This window comes from Variovorax glucosi (assembly GCF_051216695.1).
In the GTDB taxonomy this organism is placed as follows: domain Bacteria; phylum Pseudomonadota; class Gammaproteobacteria; order Burkholderiales; family Burkholderiaceae_C; genus Variovorax.
In genome coordinates this window covers 46,411-61,484 of sequence record NZ_JBPJZE010000005.1, presented here as the reverse complement: position 1 = coordinate 61,484, position 15,074 = coordinate 46,411, and the positions used below count along the sequence as shown (strand labels likewise).

Genomic DNA, 15,074 nt, shown 5'->3' with positions numbered 1-15,074 from the left:
CTCCCTTACAGCTGCCGGGACCAGTTGAAGTCACGCACGAAAATGCGCAGCGGGTTGTCGCGGATCTGTTCCTCGGTGGTTTGCGAACTGGGTGGCATGACGTAGACCGTCACGAGCGCACGCATGCGAACCGGACCCAGCTTTACGCCGCCCGAAGTGCGATCGCGCGTCGTCTCAGCCCAATCGACTTGCCAGGTGTCGGGCGATTGGGCGATCACCGACAACACCTCAGTGCTCACGCTTTCGGTCTCGGCGCGCTTGAAAGGACTCGCTTCGGGCGAGCCGTTGAGCCACTCTGTCATCTTGGTGTTCGACGGATCGCTCGGCGCCATGTGGGCATACAGACGGAACACCGCCTTGCGCTGCAGTGCAATGTCCGGCGTCACCATGCGTGCGTCGCCAATGAAGCTCGCCACCGTGGCGTGGATGACGCGGGCATCGGTAGGTGCCGCAGGATTTAGGATCACAGGCGCGCCAGCTTGCGCCAAGTTGTCCACCGGCACCATGAACGGCACAAATTTGGACTGCGCGCCGATGTAGGTCATGCCGCCCACCGACGCCAGCGTGATGAGCAGGCAAAGGAGGCCGCCGATCTGCCACATCTGGCGCGAGGACACAACGCTGCCGGTGTGCGCGTTCCATGTCCGGCGAGCGTTGAGATAAGGATTGCTCGCAGCACCGGACAGCGTGTTCGAGACCAGGAGACCGGAGGGATCCGCTGGATCAGATGAGTCGGTGTGATTGCGGCGTATGGCGCCCTTGAGAATCGTGGTGAGGCTCATGCCGCGGCTTCCAGATAGTTGTTCATGTAGTCGTCGAGCTTCAGGTCGCGGCCGCGCAGCCATTCGGCGATCCAGCCATGGCCATGCTTAATCTCTAGGGCCTTGATGGCGGCGATCGAATCCTTGTCCGTGCTGCCGATGAAAGCGAGCGCCAGGGGTCCAAGAGCCAAGTCGTACAGACGCCGGCCCTTCTCGGAGGTGTAGTAGTAGTGGCGCTTGGGCACCGCCTCGGCCAGGATGTCAATCTGGCGCTTATTGAGGCCCATGCCGGCGTACAGCTTGGTGGCAATCTCTTCGCGCGCATACGGGTTGGGCAGGAACACCTTGGTCGCTGTCGACTCGACGATCACATCCAGAATTCCAGAGTTCGCAGCGTCGCTCAGGCTTTGCGTGGCCATGATGACGATGCAATTGGCCTTGCGAAGCACCTTGAGCCATTCGCGAATCTTTTCCCTGAAAACCGGATGACCCAGCATCAGCCAGGCCTCGTCCAGGATGATGGCTGCGGGCTGACCCTTGAGCGACTTCTCGATGCGCCGGAACAGGTACAGCAGCACCGGCAGGGCGTACTTGTCGCCAAGGTTCATCAGGTCCTCAATCTCGAACACCGTGAAGTCCGAGAACGCGAGGCCGTCTTCTTCTGCATCAAGCAAATGACCCATCGCACCGTCGGCCGTGTAGGTCTCCATGGCCGAGCGGATAGCCGTGTCCTGGATCAGCCCAACGAAACCTGAGAGCGTGTGGGTTCTGTCTTCTGACATCTGCAGCAACGTCTGACCAATGACGGTACGTTGCTCAGGCGTGGTGGTCAGACCGTTCAGGGCCAGCATGGTGTCGATCCAGTCCATCGCCCAAGCCCGATCGCCGCGGGTCTCAAGGAATTGCAATGGCGCGAAGTTCAGCCGGCTGTCGTCCGCGCCGACGCTGAAATGCAAGCCGCTGCGGCCCGCTGTGCTGGCGCGCACGGCTGCTGCCAGCGGATACATCGACAGCCCTTTGTCGAAGGCATAGATCGACATGCCTGCATAGCGCCGCAGTTGCGCGGCCAGCAAGCCCAGCTTGGTCGACTTGCCGGCCCCGGTGGGTCCGAAGATGAAGGTGTGGCCGAGATCTCGCACATGCAGATTGAAACGGAACGGTGTCGCGCCATGCGTCACGCAGTGCAACAGGGGCGGTGCGCCGGGCGGGTACATCGGCGACGGCGCCTTGTTCTCGCCCACCCAGATGGTGCTGGTCGGCAGCAGGTCGGCCAGGTTCAACGTGTTGAGCAGTGGCCGCCGGACGTTCTCTACGCCGTGGCCCGGCAAACTGCCCATGAAGGCGTCCACGGTGTTGAGCGTCTCAATGCGGGCGGTGAAGCCCAAGGCATTGATAGCTTTCTCCACCTTCAACGCCGACTTCTCCAGCGCGGAGCGGTCCTCGTCCATCAGCACCACGAGACTCGTGTAGTAACCCTGAGCAACTTGGCCGCTGTTGACTTCGGCAATGGCAGCCTCGGCGTCGTGGACCATCGACAGTGCGTCTTGGTCGACCGAGGTGCTGTGCGTGTTGAAGACCTGGTCGAAGAAACCGCGCACCTTCTGCTTCCAGCGGCGGCGGTATTTCTCGAGATGCTGCACGGCCTCATGCAGATCCATGAAGATGAAGCGGGTCGACCAGCGGTACTCGCTTGGCAACTCGGCCAGTGCAGCCAGGATGCCGGGATGGCTATCCATTGCAAAGCCGTCGATGGCGACGACCTGCACAAAATGCCGTCCGATCTTGGGCACCACGCCCGTCCACATCTCTTGTCCGCCGATGAGCGCATCGATGTACATCGGATTGGCTGGCAACTGGACCGGGTGGTTGCGTCCGGTCACGCAGAACTGCAGCCAGCGCAGGAAATCGTCCTGCGTCGTCTCGCGTCCGTCCTCGGCGACCAAAGCGTGGCCGCGCAGGCGCTGAAGTTTTACGGCGGATGAGAGGCGAGATTCGATGCCCGCGACGTCGCGCTTGAAAGCTTCAATCAGACCACGGGTGAGCTCCTTCGGATTCTGAGCCGGTGTGTCGTCATGGAACATCAGTTCGACGAATTTGCGCTGCGCCAGAACCGGCGGGAAGTAGGTCAGGGTCAGGACAAAGTGACCTTCGTACATGGCGCCAAGACCTTCGAACAAGCGGCGGCGCTCCTCGTCCATCGCTTCGGTGACCGGGTCGCCAAAGTGGGACTTGCCACGCTCCGAGTAACGGGGTGCAGCACGCCGAACGGCGTCCACATGCAGCATCCAGCCGCTACCCAGGCCAACCAAAGCCTGGTTGATCCGTAGGGAAACCAGGTTGCGTTGCTCTTCCGTCGCTGACGCGTTGTCGTCGCCTGCATAGCTCCATGCGGCCATGAACGATCCGTTCTTGCCAACAATCACGCCGTCGTCGACGACGGCCGCATAGTTCAGGAGGTCAGCCAGTCCGGCATCCTTGGCACGGTGGCGCTGCAGCCTGAGCGCTTTGTTGACGTCCAGGATGCGGACAAACAGGATCGCCAGCAGCAACATGCCGGCGAGGCCGATCAGGACGGGCAGCAGGTAGATCATCGGTACTGCTTGGCTTGCGCGTTGCTGTTCTCTCGGAACGGCGTGGCGCGCGGCGGGTAATAGGCGGCGTAGCGGCGATGGCGCAGATAGACCTGTCGCATGCGTGGGTCGACCTTGGCCATCCAACGAAAGACGAAGAGGGCGGCGAACCACAGCAGCACACCGACCACCGTCGCACGCAGTTCAGCGGCAGAGAAGATGAGCGCGAACGCCATCACGCCGGAGAGCATGACGAGTTCGCGATCGCCGCTCATGAACAGGCTGCTCCGGTTGCCTGCTCGCCGGATCGGCAAGGTGCGCAGTGCCACGGTCAGGCCCGTACGCTGGAGAGGATCGTCGGCATGGCGTCAAAGCAGCCAGCGATGACCGCTCCAGTACCGGTGATGGCGCTCAATGTGTTCTGCGCGGCGATGACAAAGGCCAGCACCAGAACGATGAAAACCAGTGTCTTCATGAAACCGTTCATGTCGCCACCAAAGATCAGCATCGCGCCAGCAGCCACGATGGCAATGACCGAGATGCCAAAGGCCACCGGGCCGGTGATCGACTGCCGTATGCGCGTGAGCCAGTCCTCATAAGGCAGACCTCCGCCGGCCCCGGAAGCGGCATGTGCTTGCGTCGACAGCAGCATCAGAAGCGCCAGTGCGCCCAAGAACAGCACCATGGTGGAAAGCCGGCTTGTCCCGCTCAACGGGTCGGGGCGGGAGAGGGGAGATTTGAGGAACGGCGAAGGCAGGGGAGTCATGGAAGGCATGAGGAAAGGTCTCTACAGGTTGCGGGTGAGGTACTGACCGTTGGCGTAGCCGTCGATCGCAAGGATTTCAAGGACGCGGCGGCCTTTGTCGGGGGTTCGTGCGATGTAAGCGACCACATGCACTGCTTCGCTGATCAGCGGCTCGATCTCGGCCGGCGCCGCTTTGTTGCGGGTGATCAGGGAACGCAGCCGGGTCAGGCCGGCTCGCGCGTTGTTGGCATGCAGCGTGGCGACGCCGCCTTCGTGTCCGGTGTTCCAGACATCCAGCAGGTCGAGCGCGGCGCCATCGCGCACTTCGCCCACCAGAATTCGGTCCGGACGCATGCGCAGCGTGCCCTTGACCAAGTCGGTGAGGGTCGTCGTCGCCGAGGTGTAGTACTGGACTTTGTTCGGCGCGCTGCACTGTAGTTCGGCCGTGTCTTCGATGGTCACGAAACGCTCGGTGGCGTTCTGGGCAACCATCTCGAAGATGAGTGCGTTCACCAGTGTGGTCTTGCCGCTGCCCGTGCCGCCGATGATCAAAATGTTCTTGTGCGCACGAACGGATTCACGCAGCACATCGGCATGCGCGGGTGTCAGGATGTCTTGCTCGACATATTGATCGAGCGTGAAAACGGCACTGGCTTTCTTGCGGATGGCGAAGGTCACTTCCCTGACCACGGGCGGCAGCTGGCCAGCAAAGCGCGACAGATCCAGTGGCCACTCGCATTCAAGCCGAGGCGATTCGCGCGTGACGACAAGGCCGTGGAAGCTGGCCACCGACTTCAGGATGGCCTGGGCCTGGATGCTCTTGATTTCGCCGATGTGGACCATGCCGCGGCCCAGGCGCTCCTGCCACAGGTTGCCGTCTGCATTGAGCATGACCTCAACGGTCAGCGGGTCGTGCATCGCAGCCATAAAAGCCGGACCGCAGTCACGTTCCAGCTTGACCTTCAACCGGCCACGGAATACCGAGGGGTCTTCTGCCAGGTCTCCCATGAGGCCTCCTTCCTATTTCGTTTTACCCGTACCGATGAGGCGGCCGAGCTTAACCAAATAAGAAGAATTATGCGAAATATTGCCGAAATAGACTCAGTAATAAAAAAGGTTATCTCCGCCGGAGGTCATCCGCCCTGAAATTTTGTAGCAGCTAAAAACTGCTCGGCAAGGTCAACTATCGACGTAGGCGTTTGAGGGCGGCTTCAGCCCACTGCTTGACTTGAAATGCCTGGAACTCCGGGAGGATTGCTGAGACGCGCTCGTAGCCGGCTGGGACACTGGACTTCAGAGGTACCAAATTTTCTCCAAGCTCCGCCAGCTGTTCGCGTGTGAGTTCCGTCGACTCCAACATGTATGGCAAAGGCACTTCGAACGCGTTTGCGATGCTTTCCATGATCTTGAGCGATGGGTTGGCTTTCCCGTGGGTCAGGTCCGAAAGAAAGGAAATCGAGATGTCTGCTTTTTCAGCGAGCTCCTGCTTGGTCAACCCGTGTTCTTCGAGCAAACGCAGGATGTTGGTTTCGAAGATTTGGATGTACACGGCGTAAGTGGCAGGCTGCAGAAAACGACAAAATCCAGCACTCCCGTATGACGTGCGTTGCTGGTGACCACCTGATTTTACTTGGGTGCATGAGAGTCAAGAAACGGCCGGTTAAACCGCATCATAAAAACCGAAGGCTTTTCGTTGAACGTCAAGAAGTTTGCGTTGACATACGATGATTCGTTATAATCTATTTTTTTTATATAATTTCATTGATGAGGCGAAGGCATTGACCGACAAAATTCAGATCGCTGTTGCCCTGCTCTGGCCCCTGCTCAGGTGGTTGTTGGCGATCGATGTGACTTGGCAGTTAGCACGCATGCTGTACTTCTGGCAAACACCGGGTGTCTACGCCGGTTGGACGTTTTTGGGCCATTTCGCGGTGCTAGCTGCACTCACCTACTTTGTAGCGATGCGTCGACGGCCGGGTGGCACTCACTGAAGAACTACGCCGCTTGCATCACTTCCTTTAAGCGCATCTCCGCCGTCCCCTAACATCGCGAGCTTCTGGTGCCCTGTGCGCCGTGATCGAGCTTGTGTGCATGAGGATGGGAGATTTCACAATGGATATGGATACGGCGGCCACGAAGACGCGAAGCGGTGGCGCAATTCGCGCGCGAGCAAAAGAGCAGCAACGGAACCTCAAAGGACGTACTGACCCACTGAACGTGGGCGAACCGATTGAGCTGCCGCTCGAGGTTGTGGATGAAGACCCTGAGCAGCCACGCCAGACCTTCGGCAAGGAAGCCATGCAGGAACTTGCCGATTCGATTTCCGCGCACGGCGTCAAGGTGCCGATCTCGGTTCATCGCCACCCAAAAATTGACGGCCGGTACATCATCAACGATGGCGCCCGCCGCTACCGGGCATCCCTCCAAGTTGGCCGGCCAACCGTACCCGCGGTAGTGACGGACGCATTTACCCTTGTGGAACAGATCGTTGTCAACAAGGTGCGGGACGACACGCCGGCCAAAGACAAGGCGCATGCTTTCGCACGGTTGATGAAGGCAAAAGGGTGGAGTCAGCGCGAGCTCGCGCAGGCCTCCGGGCTTTCCGATGCATATGTTTCGCAGCACATGGTGCTGCTCAACCTTCCTGAACCGCTCGATGCGCTGTTCGATAGTGGACGCTGCACTGACGTGACATTGATCAACGAGCTGCTAAAGGCTTACAAGAAAAGCCCGGGCGACGTGGAGGCTTGGCTGTCGAATGAGGACCAGGAGGTCACGCGCGGATCGGTCAAGGTGCTGCGTTCGTATATCGGCAACAAACATGCCATCCTTCAAGAAAACCGCCAGGAGGATGACCAAGAGGACATTCCGCGCAGCACTGGCGCGCACGATCAGGACGGAGACGACCAAGACGATGACGCAACGGACAACAGCGCTTCCTCCTTGGCATCAGAGGAACGGGAGCCGACTTCGCACCCTTCAGACAAGATCGGCAAAATCCTCATTCTGGGTACCTACGAACGCCGTGCGGTTCGCTTGATCACCAGCCGCCGCTGGTCAGCCGAAGGTTTGTGCTGGGCCCGATTCGAGGACAACGGAGAGGAAGCAGAGATCGAGCTCGCGCGGCTCAGGATCAAGCGATTTGTGGAAGCCTAGTTGGAACGGAATGTTCTGCCTGGCCAGCTTCTCAAAAATTGGCTTGTCGTGACAGCGGTGTCGTGCAAGACGGACTTTGCATCACTAAACAGGCTTACCAATGGCAAGACGTTCGCGCGTGTAACTAAACTCGCTTCTTTTTGCCGTGGTCGACCGTCTCGGGTGACTGTCTTTCCAGGCGATCTGTGAAAACCGAACTGACATGGAAAAAATGCGCCTCGTCGTGATGAACCGGCAATGCATCACGCAGGTGGTGGGCCCGGATAGCAAATGGCGTGACGCGAAAATCGAGAAGGCGGCGGAGCGGCCTCCGGGCATCTACAACCTCCACACGGCTGTGCCCGCAGACCCTGCCAAGACACACGACGGCGTGATTTTGTACGTGGAAGCTGGTCAGGTTTTTCAGCAAGTCGGCAAGGCGATCGTTACGCACGAAGCTGCAAAATTCGACAGGGTCCCCGAACTGGGCGCAGTCAAGGCGCTGAGCTATGCCCAAAAGCGTGTCGTTGTAGCGCCGTCGCAAGCCCGGGCGCGTGTGCGGACGCTTTAGCTGCGAAAAAGTCTGGCCGAGCTGGGCACCTGGCTTTTTTCACCACGACACGGTGGCGAATAGCGTAATCGCCGCAGCGATCACTGTCAGGGCTGCTGCAATCAGATTTACGTGTGCCAACCTGCGGACCTGCGTGAGTCCGTGGGTGATGCCGCTTGCAGCGGACTCCATTTCTTTGCGCAAGGACGCCGTCGCTACCAGCGCGCCTTCCTGCATCGCCCGGGCCATTGCGTCCTTGCTCGCAACCAGACCTGCGTTCAGGATGCGCTCGGCTTTGCTTTTGGCTTCCTCGCCCCATCGCTGCGCGATGAGCTCAAGTTCCTCCTTGTGCGTCTGAAGCATCGCACGCTGTGCCTCTGCCCCTTGCTCTAACAGGCGTGCGTTAAGTGTTTGCAGGATGAGGATCGGATCGTCACGGCCGACCGCGACGCCGTGCTTGGCTGCGATCTCCCGGATCAGGTGGTCGATCGAATCGTCGGCCATCACAACACGGCCGCGTTGTCGAGCTGGGCGTAGAGCTGGTCGCGCACGATCTTCAGGCGTTGGCGCGTCATGATTGTGAGCGTGTCCCTGGCTAATGCCTCGTCGAAGGTCTGCCGGCTCTGGAGCAGCTCGGTGAGGTCCCGGCCATAGGTCTCAGCCTTCAGGGTGGGGATAGTAACCAATGCGCTCAGGCGATCTCTCATCGCTGCATACGCTTCCATCTGCTCGAATCCCCGACCCTGGGATTCGATAGGTCCCCAGTACGGGTTCAGCCAGACGATGAAAACCGCCTCGGCAGGGAACTGCGGAACGATCTCCTTGAGGTTGTGCAGCGTGTCCTCGAAAGCCTGACCGCCTGTGATGACCGAGTGGATGACGAGATCGTGACCCATGCTCTGCAGCAACTGTGGCACTTCATTGGTGACCAGGTAGTGCGCGAGCTGAACGAACGAGCTCGCCCCGTTGTCAATCACCACGTCGTGCTTTGACGGCGCAACCAGCTCGACCAAAGCATCGAAGTTGCGCGGATTAATCTCCTCCCCATCCATGAGCTCCAAGCGTTTGACCTTCAGCGCCTTGAACCCGAAGAAAGTTGCGTTGACGGGATCTGTATCGATGCACAGCGGCTTTTGGCCCTTGGCTATCTTGTACTGCGCCAGCACGGAAGCGATGAAGGACTTCCCGACGCCGCCCTTGCCCTGAAGAAGCATGTGAATGCGGGCCATCAGACGTTGTCCTCGCGTTGAGGAATGGGGTTGAACTTGAAGGTAGGCATGCTGGTACGCCGAGGTTGAAGTTGAGGGGAGGGGGGTGCGGCGGGAGTGACTGGTGATGGCGCGTGTAGCGGTCTCGCCATGGGTGGTTCGGTACTTGATTTGGCTGCCAGGCGCTCCTTCTGGCTGTCGTCAGCCCTCTCTGCACCTGCTACGACATCCGCGCCAGACCGGAATCCTGGTTTGGCCATTCGCGCTGTCTTGATCACTCGGTTGACGTAGTCCAGAAAGGTCTCGTAGCCAAAGTCGATTCGGCCCTGCTCTTGCATATGGGCCCAGATCGTTTTGGATGAAAAGCCGGCGTCGAGCGCCGCCCGGACATCGTCCTGCAGGGCGTGAAAAACCACCAGGTTCCTCTCGCGTGCCCTTCCCTGACGCTTCGTTGCCCACTGGGCCAACTGGTCGGTGTAGTTCTTGGTCATGTCGATTCTTCGTCCATTTGTTTTCCATCGAATGCCGATCCATGACTGGTCGAGTGCTGGCTGGATGTCGACCGAATGCCGACTGGCACACGATTGATACCCGATCGCTTAAATTTCGGCATATACGTGTTTACGATTTTGCAATCGTATCGGAAATAGCGATTAATTGAACGATAAATCGATGCACAGTGGTACCATTTCATGGTGTGATGAACCCGTGAAGCGGGGCAGGATAGGCGAAGTGCTAGCACCGGCGGAGCCGGTCCTAGCACTTCGCTCTGCCTTATTCGCACCTGCGGTGCTCAACGTTCACGCTGCCCTGTGAGGCCTCATCTGCTACCGCATCTGGAAAAACGTCATGACTGAAGTGAAGAAACCAACTCGCAAGGGCAGCACGCCCATCGTGGTGCGGGTCACGCCTGAAGAAAAGCGAGGCATCGACGAGATGGCTCGCACGACGGGCAACAGCACATCCGCTTATCTGCGCAAGGTGGGATTGGGATACCAGGTGAAAAGCGTGCTGGACTTCGAGCGTGTCGCGGAGCTCGCCAAGATCAACGGCGACCTCGGGCGCCTTGGAGGCTTGCTCAAGCTCTGGTTGAGCAACGACAAGCGCCTGCAAGGCTTCAATCTGGTCGAGCAGCGCCGACTGGTACTGGCAACCTTGAATGCCCTTGAGCAAAACCAGACCAAGGTTTCATCCCTCATGAAGATGCTCGTGCGCGCGTGAGGAATTTAGCCGCTCAAATCGGGGCGTTGACTTGATCGTCAAACACGTCGCCACGCGGACGGTCCGAAAAAGCAGTTTTTTGGACCTGGTTCGCTACATGACCGACACACAACAGAACACTGTGCGCATCGGAGGGGTGTCAATTACCAGCTGCCACTGCGAAGTGCTGGAGGATGCCCTTGCAGAGATCCAGGCAGTTCAAAGCTGCAACACACGTTCCACGGACGACAAGACCTATCACCTGATCGTCTCTTTCCGCGCGGAGGAGCAACCCTCCAACGAGATGCTGCGCACGATCGAGGATCAGGTTTGTAGGGGTTTGGGCTACGGGGATCACCAGCGTGTGAGCGCCGTGCATGGCGATACCGACAACCTGCACGTCCACATCGCGATCAACAAGATCCATCCGACTCGCTATACGGTCCACACGCCCTTCAATGCGTACTGGAAGCTCGCGAGAATTTCTGAGCGCTTGGAGATCGAGCATGGTTTGCAGAAGGACAACCATCAGGCGCAGAAGTTAGGACCGGAGAACGCCGTGGCCGATATCGAGCGCCGCTCCGGGGTGCAGAGCTTGATTGGCTGGGTCCAAGCAGAGTGTCTCGACCGCATCACTGCGGTGTCGAGTTGGGCTGCTTTGCACGAGACCTTGGGCGAGCACGGCCTGCAACTCAGGGAACGGGGCAATGGCTTCGTCGTTGCGGATGACTCTGGCATCCAGGCTAAGGCAAGTTCCATCGACCGGTCGTTGGCAAAAGCGCAGCTAGAAAAGCGGTTGGGTCCATACGAACCTACCTTGCAAACGCCGGCAGAACCTCAACCCCACACCGCAGAGCCATCGAGCTTTCCAAGCCTTTCACGCCCGAACGGCCGGTACGACAAGAAGCCGATCCCCTCAAGGATCGATACGTCCGGGCTCTATGCCGCGTATCTACAGGAACGGCAGGCCGTATCAGCTGCGCAAACTGCAGAGAGCCGAACGCTTCGTCAGCGCCAACACGTTCAACTGGAAGCCATAAAGGTCTCGAGCCAAGTTCGGCGAAACGCCATCCGTCTGATTGGCGGTGACCGGATCGCCAGGAAGGTGCTCTACAGCCTGGCCAGTCGAGCCATGAAAACCGATCTGGCCAAAGCGCGCGAACAACACGCACGGGAGCGTCAGGTGCTGCAACAGCAGTACGTGCGCCGTGCCTGGGCGGACTGGCTCCAGGCCAGGGCGATCAAAGGCGATGCTGTAGCGCTTCAAGCGCTGCGTGCGCCATCGGGTCGCGAGGGTCTCATGGGCAACGTCCTCATGGGCAAGGGTCAAAGAGGTGATCTGCCCATGCCGCTGCCCACGCATGACCATGTCACAAAAAAAGGCACGCTGATCTATCGCCAGGGCATTTCTGCCATCCGCGACGACGGTGAGCGTCTTCAAATATCGCGCGGCGCGGACTGGCGAGGCCTGGATGCCGCCCTGCGCATGGCGATTCAACGTTACGGCAGAAGCATCACCGTCGCGGGTACGGACGACTTCAAAGGCCGGGTGATTGCTGCTGCTGCCGCGGCTGCATTACCTCTTACGTTCTCCGACCCTGTCCTGGAGCAGCGCCGCTTGGTCCTGACTTCCAACCTCCCAAGAAAGCCGAACCATGTCCACTCCGACCGACGACGAACTCATGCAGGAGGCGTTGGCTTTGCTGAACCAAGCGCTGCCCACGTTGATCCCGCCCGATACCCTGACGCCAGAACGGCAGCCGCATTTCGACGACCCAGGGTTGACGTTGCCGCCCAACTCGCCGGAAACAAGTCCTCCGCAGTTGGCTCAGTCGCAACTGACTCCTGTCGGTCCGCCCAGCGTCGCAAGCCCGACATTGGGCGCCCTGGAGGCGAGCCGCCACCCGCAGCAAAAAACCGCCTGCGAAACCTGTCCCAACTCGGTTTGGTTCAGCTCGCCCGCGGAGGTGAAGTGCTATTGCCGGGTGATGTACCTGGTCGCCTGGAGCAGCCAGATGCCCAATCAGATCACGCACTGCGACGGCCTGTTTCTGGGGCAGCAAGAGTAATCGCGGCTGAAGATGCAATCGCAAAATTCATTGCGGAACGAAACTCAAAGCGCAGTTTGATAAACGACATACCGAAATACGAGCGTTATACTGATGTGGATGAAAGCATCGGCACATACGCTGGCACGCGCAGCATCGACGGCCAGTTGCTGGCTCTCCTGAAGCGCGACGACAAGGTTGATGTGCTGACTGTGGACGCAGCCACCGCCCTCAAGCTGAAGCGCCTGCGCATCGGCGATGCCGTGTCGGTCCACACGCGAGATCAGAAGCCGTCGATCGGCGGTCAGAAGGATTCTGTCGATGCTCCCACCTACACGTTCAAGGCCCAGACCCGCCGGACGATGACGCCAAAGAAAGGACGCTCCCAATGAGCGAACGCTACGACAACGCAGTCGGGCCGCAAGTACGACGAAACGACCGTAAGTCCGGAAAGCTCATTCCGGTGCTTGCGGTTTTGACCCTGGGCGGATCGCTTTCAGCCGCTACCCAGCATTTCGCACATGCGTTCAAGTACCACGCCACGCTGGGTGCCCAACTTCATGGTGTCTACCCGCCGTGGTCAATCCTGACCTGGGCTTCGAAATGGCATGCCGTCTACCCTGATGCCTTGACGCTGTCCGGTGGCATTGGGGTGATTACCAGCGCAGTCGGTCTACTGGGGTTGCTGGCTGTGAAGTCCATCATGGGCAACACGTCACGCGCCAGCGAATACCTCCACGGCTCGGCACGCTGGGCGAACCAGAAAGACATCCAAGCTTCCGGCCTGCTCGGCAACGATGACGGTGTCTACGTCGGCGCGTGGACCGACAAGCAAGGCGCTGTTCACTACCTGCGCCATGCCGGTCCCGAACACATCCTGACCTACGCGCCTACGCGCTCCGGCAAAGGTGTCGGCCTGGTGGTTCCGACCCTGCTGTCCTGGAAACACAGCGCCGTCATCACCGATCTCAAAGGTGAGCTCTGGGCGCTGACGGCCGGCTGGCGGCAGCAGCACGCGAAGAACAAGGTGTTGCGCTTCGAGCCGGCGTCGTCCCAGGGCAGCGCGCGGTGGAATCCGCTTGACGAAATTCGCTTGGGCACCGGGAACGAAATTGGCGATGTGCAGAACCTCGCGACGCTGGTCGTGGATCCGGATGGCAAGGGCCTGGAGAGCCACTGGCAGAAGACCGCTCAGGCGCTGCTGGTCGGACTCATCCTGCATGCGCTCTACATGGCCCGCACGGACGGAGTATCGGCGAGCTTGCCGTCCATTGACGCGATGCTCGCCGACCCGGAGCGCGAAATCGCCGAACTGTGGGTCGAGATGCGTGTGCATCCACACCTGGGCGACGAGCCGCATCCCGTGGTTGCCGCGGCGGCGCGCGACATGGTCGACCGGCCGGACGAAGAGGCGGGCTCGGTCCTGTCCACCGTCAAGTCGTACTTGGCCCTGTATCGCGACCCGGTGGTGGCGGCCAATGTTGCCGCCTCGACGTTTCGCGTGCGCGATCTGATGCATGCCGACAGCCCGGTGAGCTTGTACATCGTGACGCAGCCCAACGACAAAGCGCGCCTGCGCCCGCTGGTGCGTGTGTTGATCAACATGATCGTGCGCCTGCTCGCCGACAAAATGGACTTCGAGCACGGCCGGCCCAAGGCGCATTACAAGCACCGCTTGCTGGGCATGCTCGACGAGTTCCCGAGCTTGGGCAAGTTGGAGATCCTGCAGGAGTCGCTGGCCTTCGTTGCGGGCTACGGCATCAAGCTCTACCTGATCTGCCAGGACATTAACCAGCTCAAGAGCCGTGAGACGGGTTATGGCCCGGACGAGACGATCACATCGAACTGTCATGTCCAGAATGCCTATCCGCCCAACCGGATCGAGACGGCCGAGCATCTGTCCAAGCTGACTGGGCAGACCACCGTCGTGAAGGAGCAGATCACCACCAGCGGCAGACGCGCGAGCGTGCTGCTGGGTCAGGTCTCACGCACCACGCAGGAGGTCCAGCGGCCGCTACTGACGGTGGACGAATGCCTGCGCATGCCGGGACCGAAGAAAAACGCACGGGGCGACATTGATCAGGCGGGGGACATGGTGATCTATGTGGCGGGCTATCCGGCGATCTACGGAAAGCAGCCGCTTTACTTCCAGGACCCGACCTTCCAAGCGCGCGCATCGGTGCCGGCGCCTGAATTCAGCGATCTCATGGCCGTGTCGCCGGCGGCGACTGCCGGATCCAACATGCTCGAGAAGGTCAAGATATGACCTTACGGCGCATCGCCAGGCGCGCGGCCCTGGGTACTGTCGGTGTCATGAGCGTGTTGGCTGCGATGGCCATTTCGGCGCACTTGTCTGGCGTGGTGATCAACACCACGGCCAGCCTGCCGCTGGGCTTGTATCGGACCATCGAAGCGCCAGTCGCCAGAGGCGTGTACGTCAAGTTCTGTCCGCCGCCCTCTGCCTTGTTCGACGAGGCCGCACGCCGTGGTTACCTGCATGCAGGCTTCTGTCCAGGTGGCTACATGCCGCTTCTCAAACGGGTGCTGGCCGTCCCTGGCGACCGGGTCAAAGTGACGCCTGAAGGCGTTCGCATCAATGGCGAACGGATGCGCTTGAGCGAACCGATGCACGTGGACGGCAGCGGCCGACCGATGCCTCGCTATGCGCAGGACCGCGTGCTGGCGGCGTCCGAAGTGATGCTCATGTCTGACGTCAGTTCGATTTCCTTCGATGGCCGCTACTTCGGGCCTATCAACCAGCGCCAGGTCGAGGCCGTGATCGAACCCCTGTACACCTGGTTGACCACCACGGAGATCACGGAGTTCTCGACGCCGACCTCATCGGAGGTCAACTGAC

16 protein-coding genes are annotated in these 15,074 nt (G+C 59.9%); 7 read left to right on the top strand and 9 right to left on the bottom strand.

Annotated features, from left to right (window positions below; all coding sequences use genetic code 11):
- Positions 1 to 5: 5 nt before the first annotated feature.
- From ACSFA3_RS21105 to ACSFA3_RS21080, 6 genes are all read right to left on the bottom strand, one after another.
- Complete coding sequence (locus ACSFA3_RS21105; RefSeq protein ID WP_435507462.1) at positions 6 to 782, bottom strand: VirB8/TrbF family protein; 777 nt, start codon at positions 780 to 782, stop codon at positions 6 to 8.
- The gene (locus ACSFA3_RS21100) at positions 779 to 3,352 is read right to left on the bottom strand and encodes a VirB4 family type IV secretion/conjugal transfer ATPase (protein ID WP_435507461.1); all 2,574 of its coding nucleotides are present in this window, start codon (positions 3,350 to 3,352) and stop codon (positions 779 to 781) included. The genes ACSFA3_RS21105 and ACSFA3_RS21100 overlap by 4 nt, the downstream gene beginning before the upstream one ends.
- Positions 3,349 to 3,660 carry a conjugal transfer protein TrbD gene (locus ACSFA3_RS21095; protein WP_435507460.1) on the bottom strand — a complete coding sequence of 104 codons (312 nt, stop codon included), beginning with the start codon at positions 3,658 to 3,660 and terminating at the stop codon, positions 3,349 to 3,351. Before ACSFA3_RS21095 ends, ACSFA3_RS21100 begins: the two co-directional genes overlap by 4 nt.
- A 2-nt stretch (positions 3,661 to 3,662) precedes the next feature.
- Positions 3,663 to 4,097 (bottom strand): TrbC/VirB2 family protein, encoded by a 435-nt coding sequence (locus ACSFA3_RS21090; RefSeq protein WP_435507459.1) that lies wholly within the window; start codon positions 4,095 to 4,097, stop codon positions 3,663 to 3,665.
- A 21-nt stretch (positions 4,098 to 4,118) separates the two neighbouring features.
- Positions 4,119 to 5,084 carry a P-type conjugative transfer ATPase TrbB gene (gene trbB, locus ACSFA3_RS21085; protein WP_435507458.1) on the bottom strand — a complete coding sequence of 322 codons (966 nt, stop codon included), beginning with the start codon at positions 5,082 to 5,084 and terminating at the stop codon, positions 4,119 to 4,121.
- A gap of 175 nt (positions 5,085 to 5,259) precedes the next feature.
- The gene (locus ACSFA3_RS21080; protein WP_435507457.1) at positions 5,260 to 5,625 is read right to left on the bottom strand and encodes a transcriptional regulator; all 366 of its coding nucleotides are present in this window, start codon (positions 5,623 to 5,625) and stop codon (positions 5,260 to 5,262) included.
- Positions 5,626 to 5,800: 175 nt separating this feature from the next.
- Here ACSFA3_RS21080 and kleE point away from each other — a divergent pair, with 175 nt between their 5' ends.
- The 3 genes from kleE (at position 5,801) to ACSFA3_RS21065 (ending at position 7,782) form a co-directional block, all read left to right on the top strand.
- Entirely contained in the window at positions 5,801 to 6,067 is a 267-nt protein-coding gene (kleE, locus tag ACSFA3_RS21075) for a KleE stable inheritance protein (RefSeq protein WP_435507456.1), read from the top strand.
- Positions 6,068 to 6,188: 121 nt separating this feature from the next.
- Complete coding sequence (locus ACSFA3_RS21070; RefSeq protein WP_435507455.1) at positions 6,189 to 7,232, top strand: ParB/RepB/Spo0J family partition protein; 1,044 nt, start codon at positions 6,189 to 6,191, stop codon at positions 7,230 to 7,232.
- Between the two features lie 202 nt (positions 7,233 to 7,434).
- Complete coding sequence (locus ACSFA3_RS21065; protein ID WP_435507454.1) at positions 7,435 to 7,782, top strand: KfrB domain-containing protein; 348 nt, start codon at positions 7,435 to 7,437, stop codon at positions 7,780 to 7,782.
- Positions 7,783 to 7,821: 39 nt separating this feature from the next.
- Here the strand turns inward: ACSFA3_RS21065 and ACSFA3_RS21060 are convergent, their stop codons facing one another.
- The 3 genes from ACSFA3_RS21060 to ACSFA3_RS21050 are packed head-to-tail and all read right to left on the bottom strand — an operon-like array spanning position 7,822 to position 9,460.
- Positions 7,822 to 8,265, bottom strand: coding sequence for a conjugal transfer protein TraM (locus ACSFA3_RS21060; protein WP_435507453.1), 444 nt, complete (start codon positions 8,263 to 8,265; stop codon positions 7,822 to 7,824).
- Positions 8,265 to 8,990, bottom strand: a complete 726-nt coding sequence (locus ACSFA3_RS21055; protein WP_435507452.1) for a nucleotide-binding protein — start codon at positions 8,988 to 8,990, stop codon at positions 8,265 to 8,267. The genes ACSFA3_RS21060 and ACSFA3_RS21055 overlap by 1 nt, the downstream gene beginning before the upstream one ends.
- A complete protein-coding gene (locus tag ACSFA3_RS21050; protein ID WP_435507451.1) occupies positions 8,990 to 9,460 on the bottom strand; it encodes a TraK family protein in 471 nt (156 codons plus the stop codon). Before ACSFA3_RS21050 ends, ACSFA3_RS21055 begins: the two co-directional genes overlap by 1 nt.
- 358 nt (positions 9,461 to 9,818) lie before the next feature.
- On the opposite strand from ACSFA3_RS21050, the gene traJ reads away from it, so the two are divergent.
- The 4 genes from traJ to traF are packed head-to-tail and all read left to right on the top strand — an operon-like array spanning position 9,819 to position 15,073.
- Positions 9,819 to 10,190 carry a conjugal transfer transcriptional regulator TraJ gene (gene traJ / locus ACSFA3_RS21045; protein ID WP_435507450.1) on the top strand — a complete coding sequence of 124 codons (372 nt, stop codon included), beginning with the start codon at positions 9,819 to 9,821 and terminating at the stop codon, positions 10,188 to 10,190.
- Between the two features lie 31 nt (positions 10,191 to 10,221).
- Complete coding sequence (gene traI / locus ACSFA3_RS21040; protein WP_435507449.1) at positions 10,222 to 12,609, top strand: TraI/MobA(P) family conjugative relaxase; 2,388 nt, start codon at positions 10,222 to 10,224, stop codon at positions 12,607 to 12,609.
- Positions 12,606 to 14,483: a type IV secretory system conjugative DNA transfer family protein gene (locus ACSFA3_RS21035; protein WP_435507448.1), complete on the top strand. Its 1,878-nt coding sequence runs from the start codon at positions 12,606 to 12,608 to the stop codon at positions 14,481 to 14,483. Before traI ends, ACSFA3_RS21035 begins: the two co-directional genes overlap by 4 nt.
- On the top strand, positions 14,480 to 15,073 hold the full coding sequence (gene traF, locus ACSFA3_RS21030) for a conjugative transfer signal peptidase TraF (protein WP_435507447.1): 594 nt from the start codon (positions 14,480 to 14,482) through the stop codon (positions 15,071 to 15,073). Before ACSFA3_RS21035 ends, traF begins: the two co-directional genes overlap by 4 nt.
- Position 15,074: the final 1 nt, after the last annotated feature.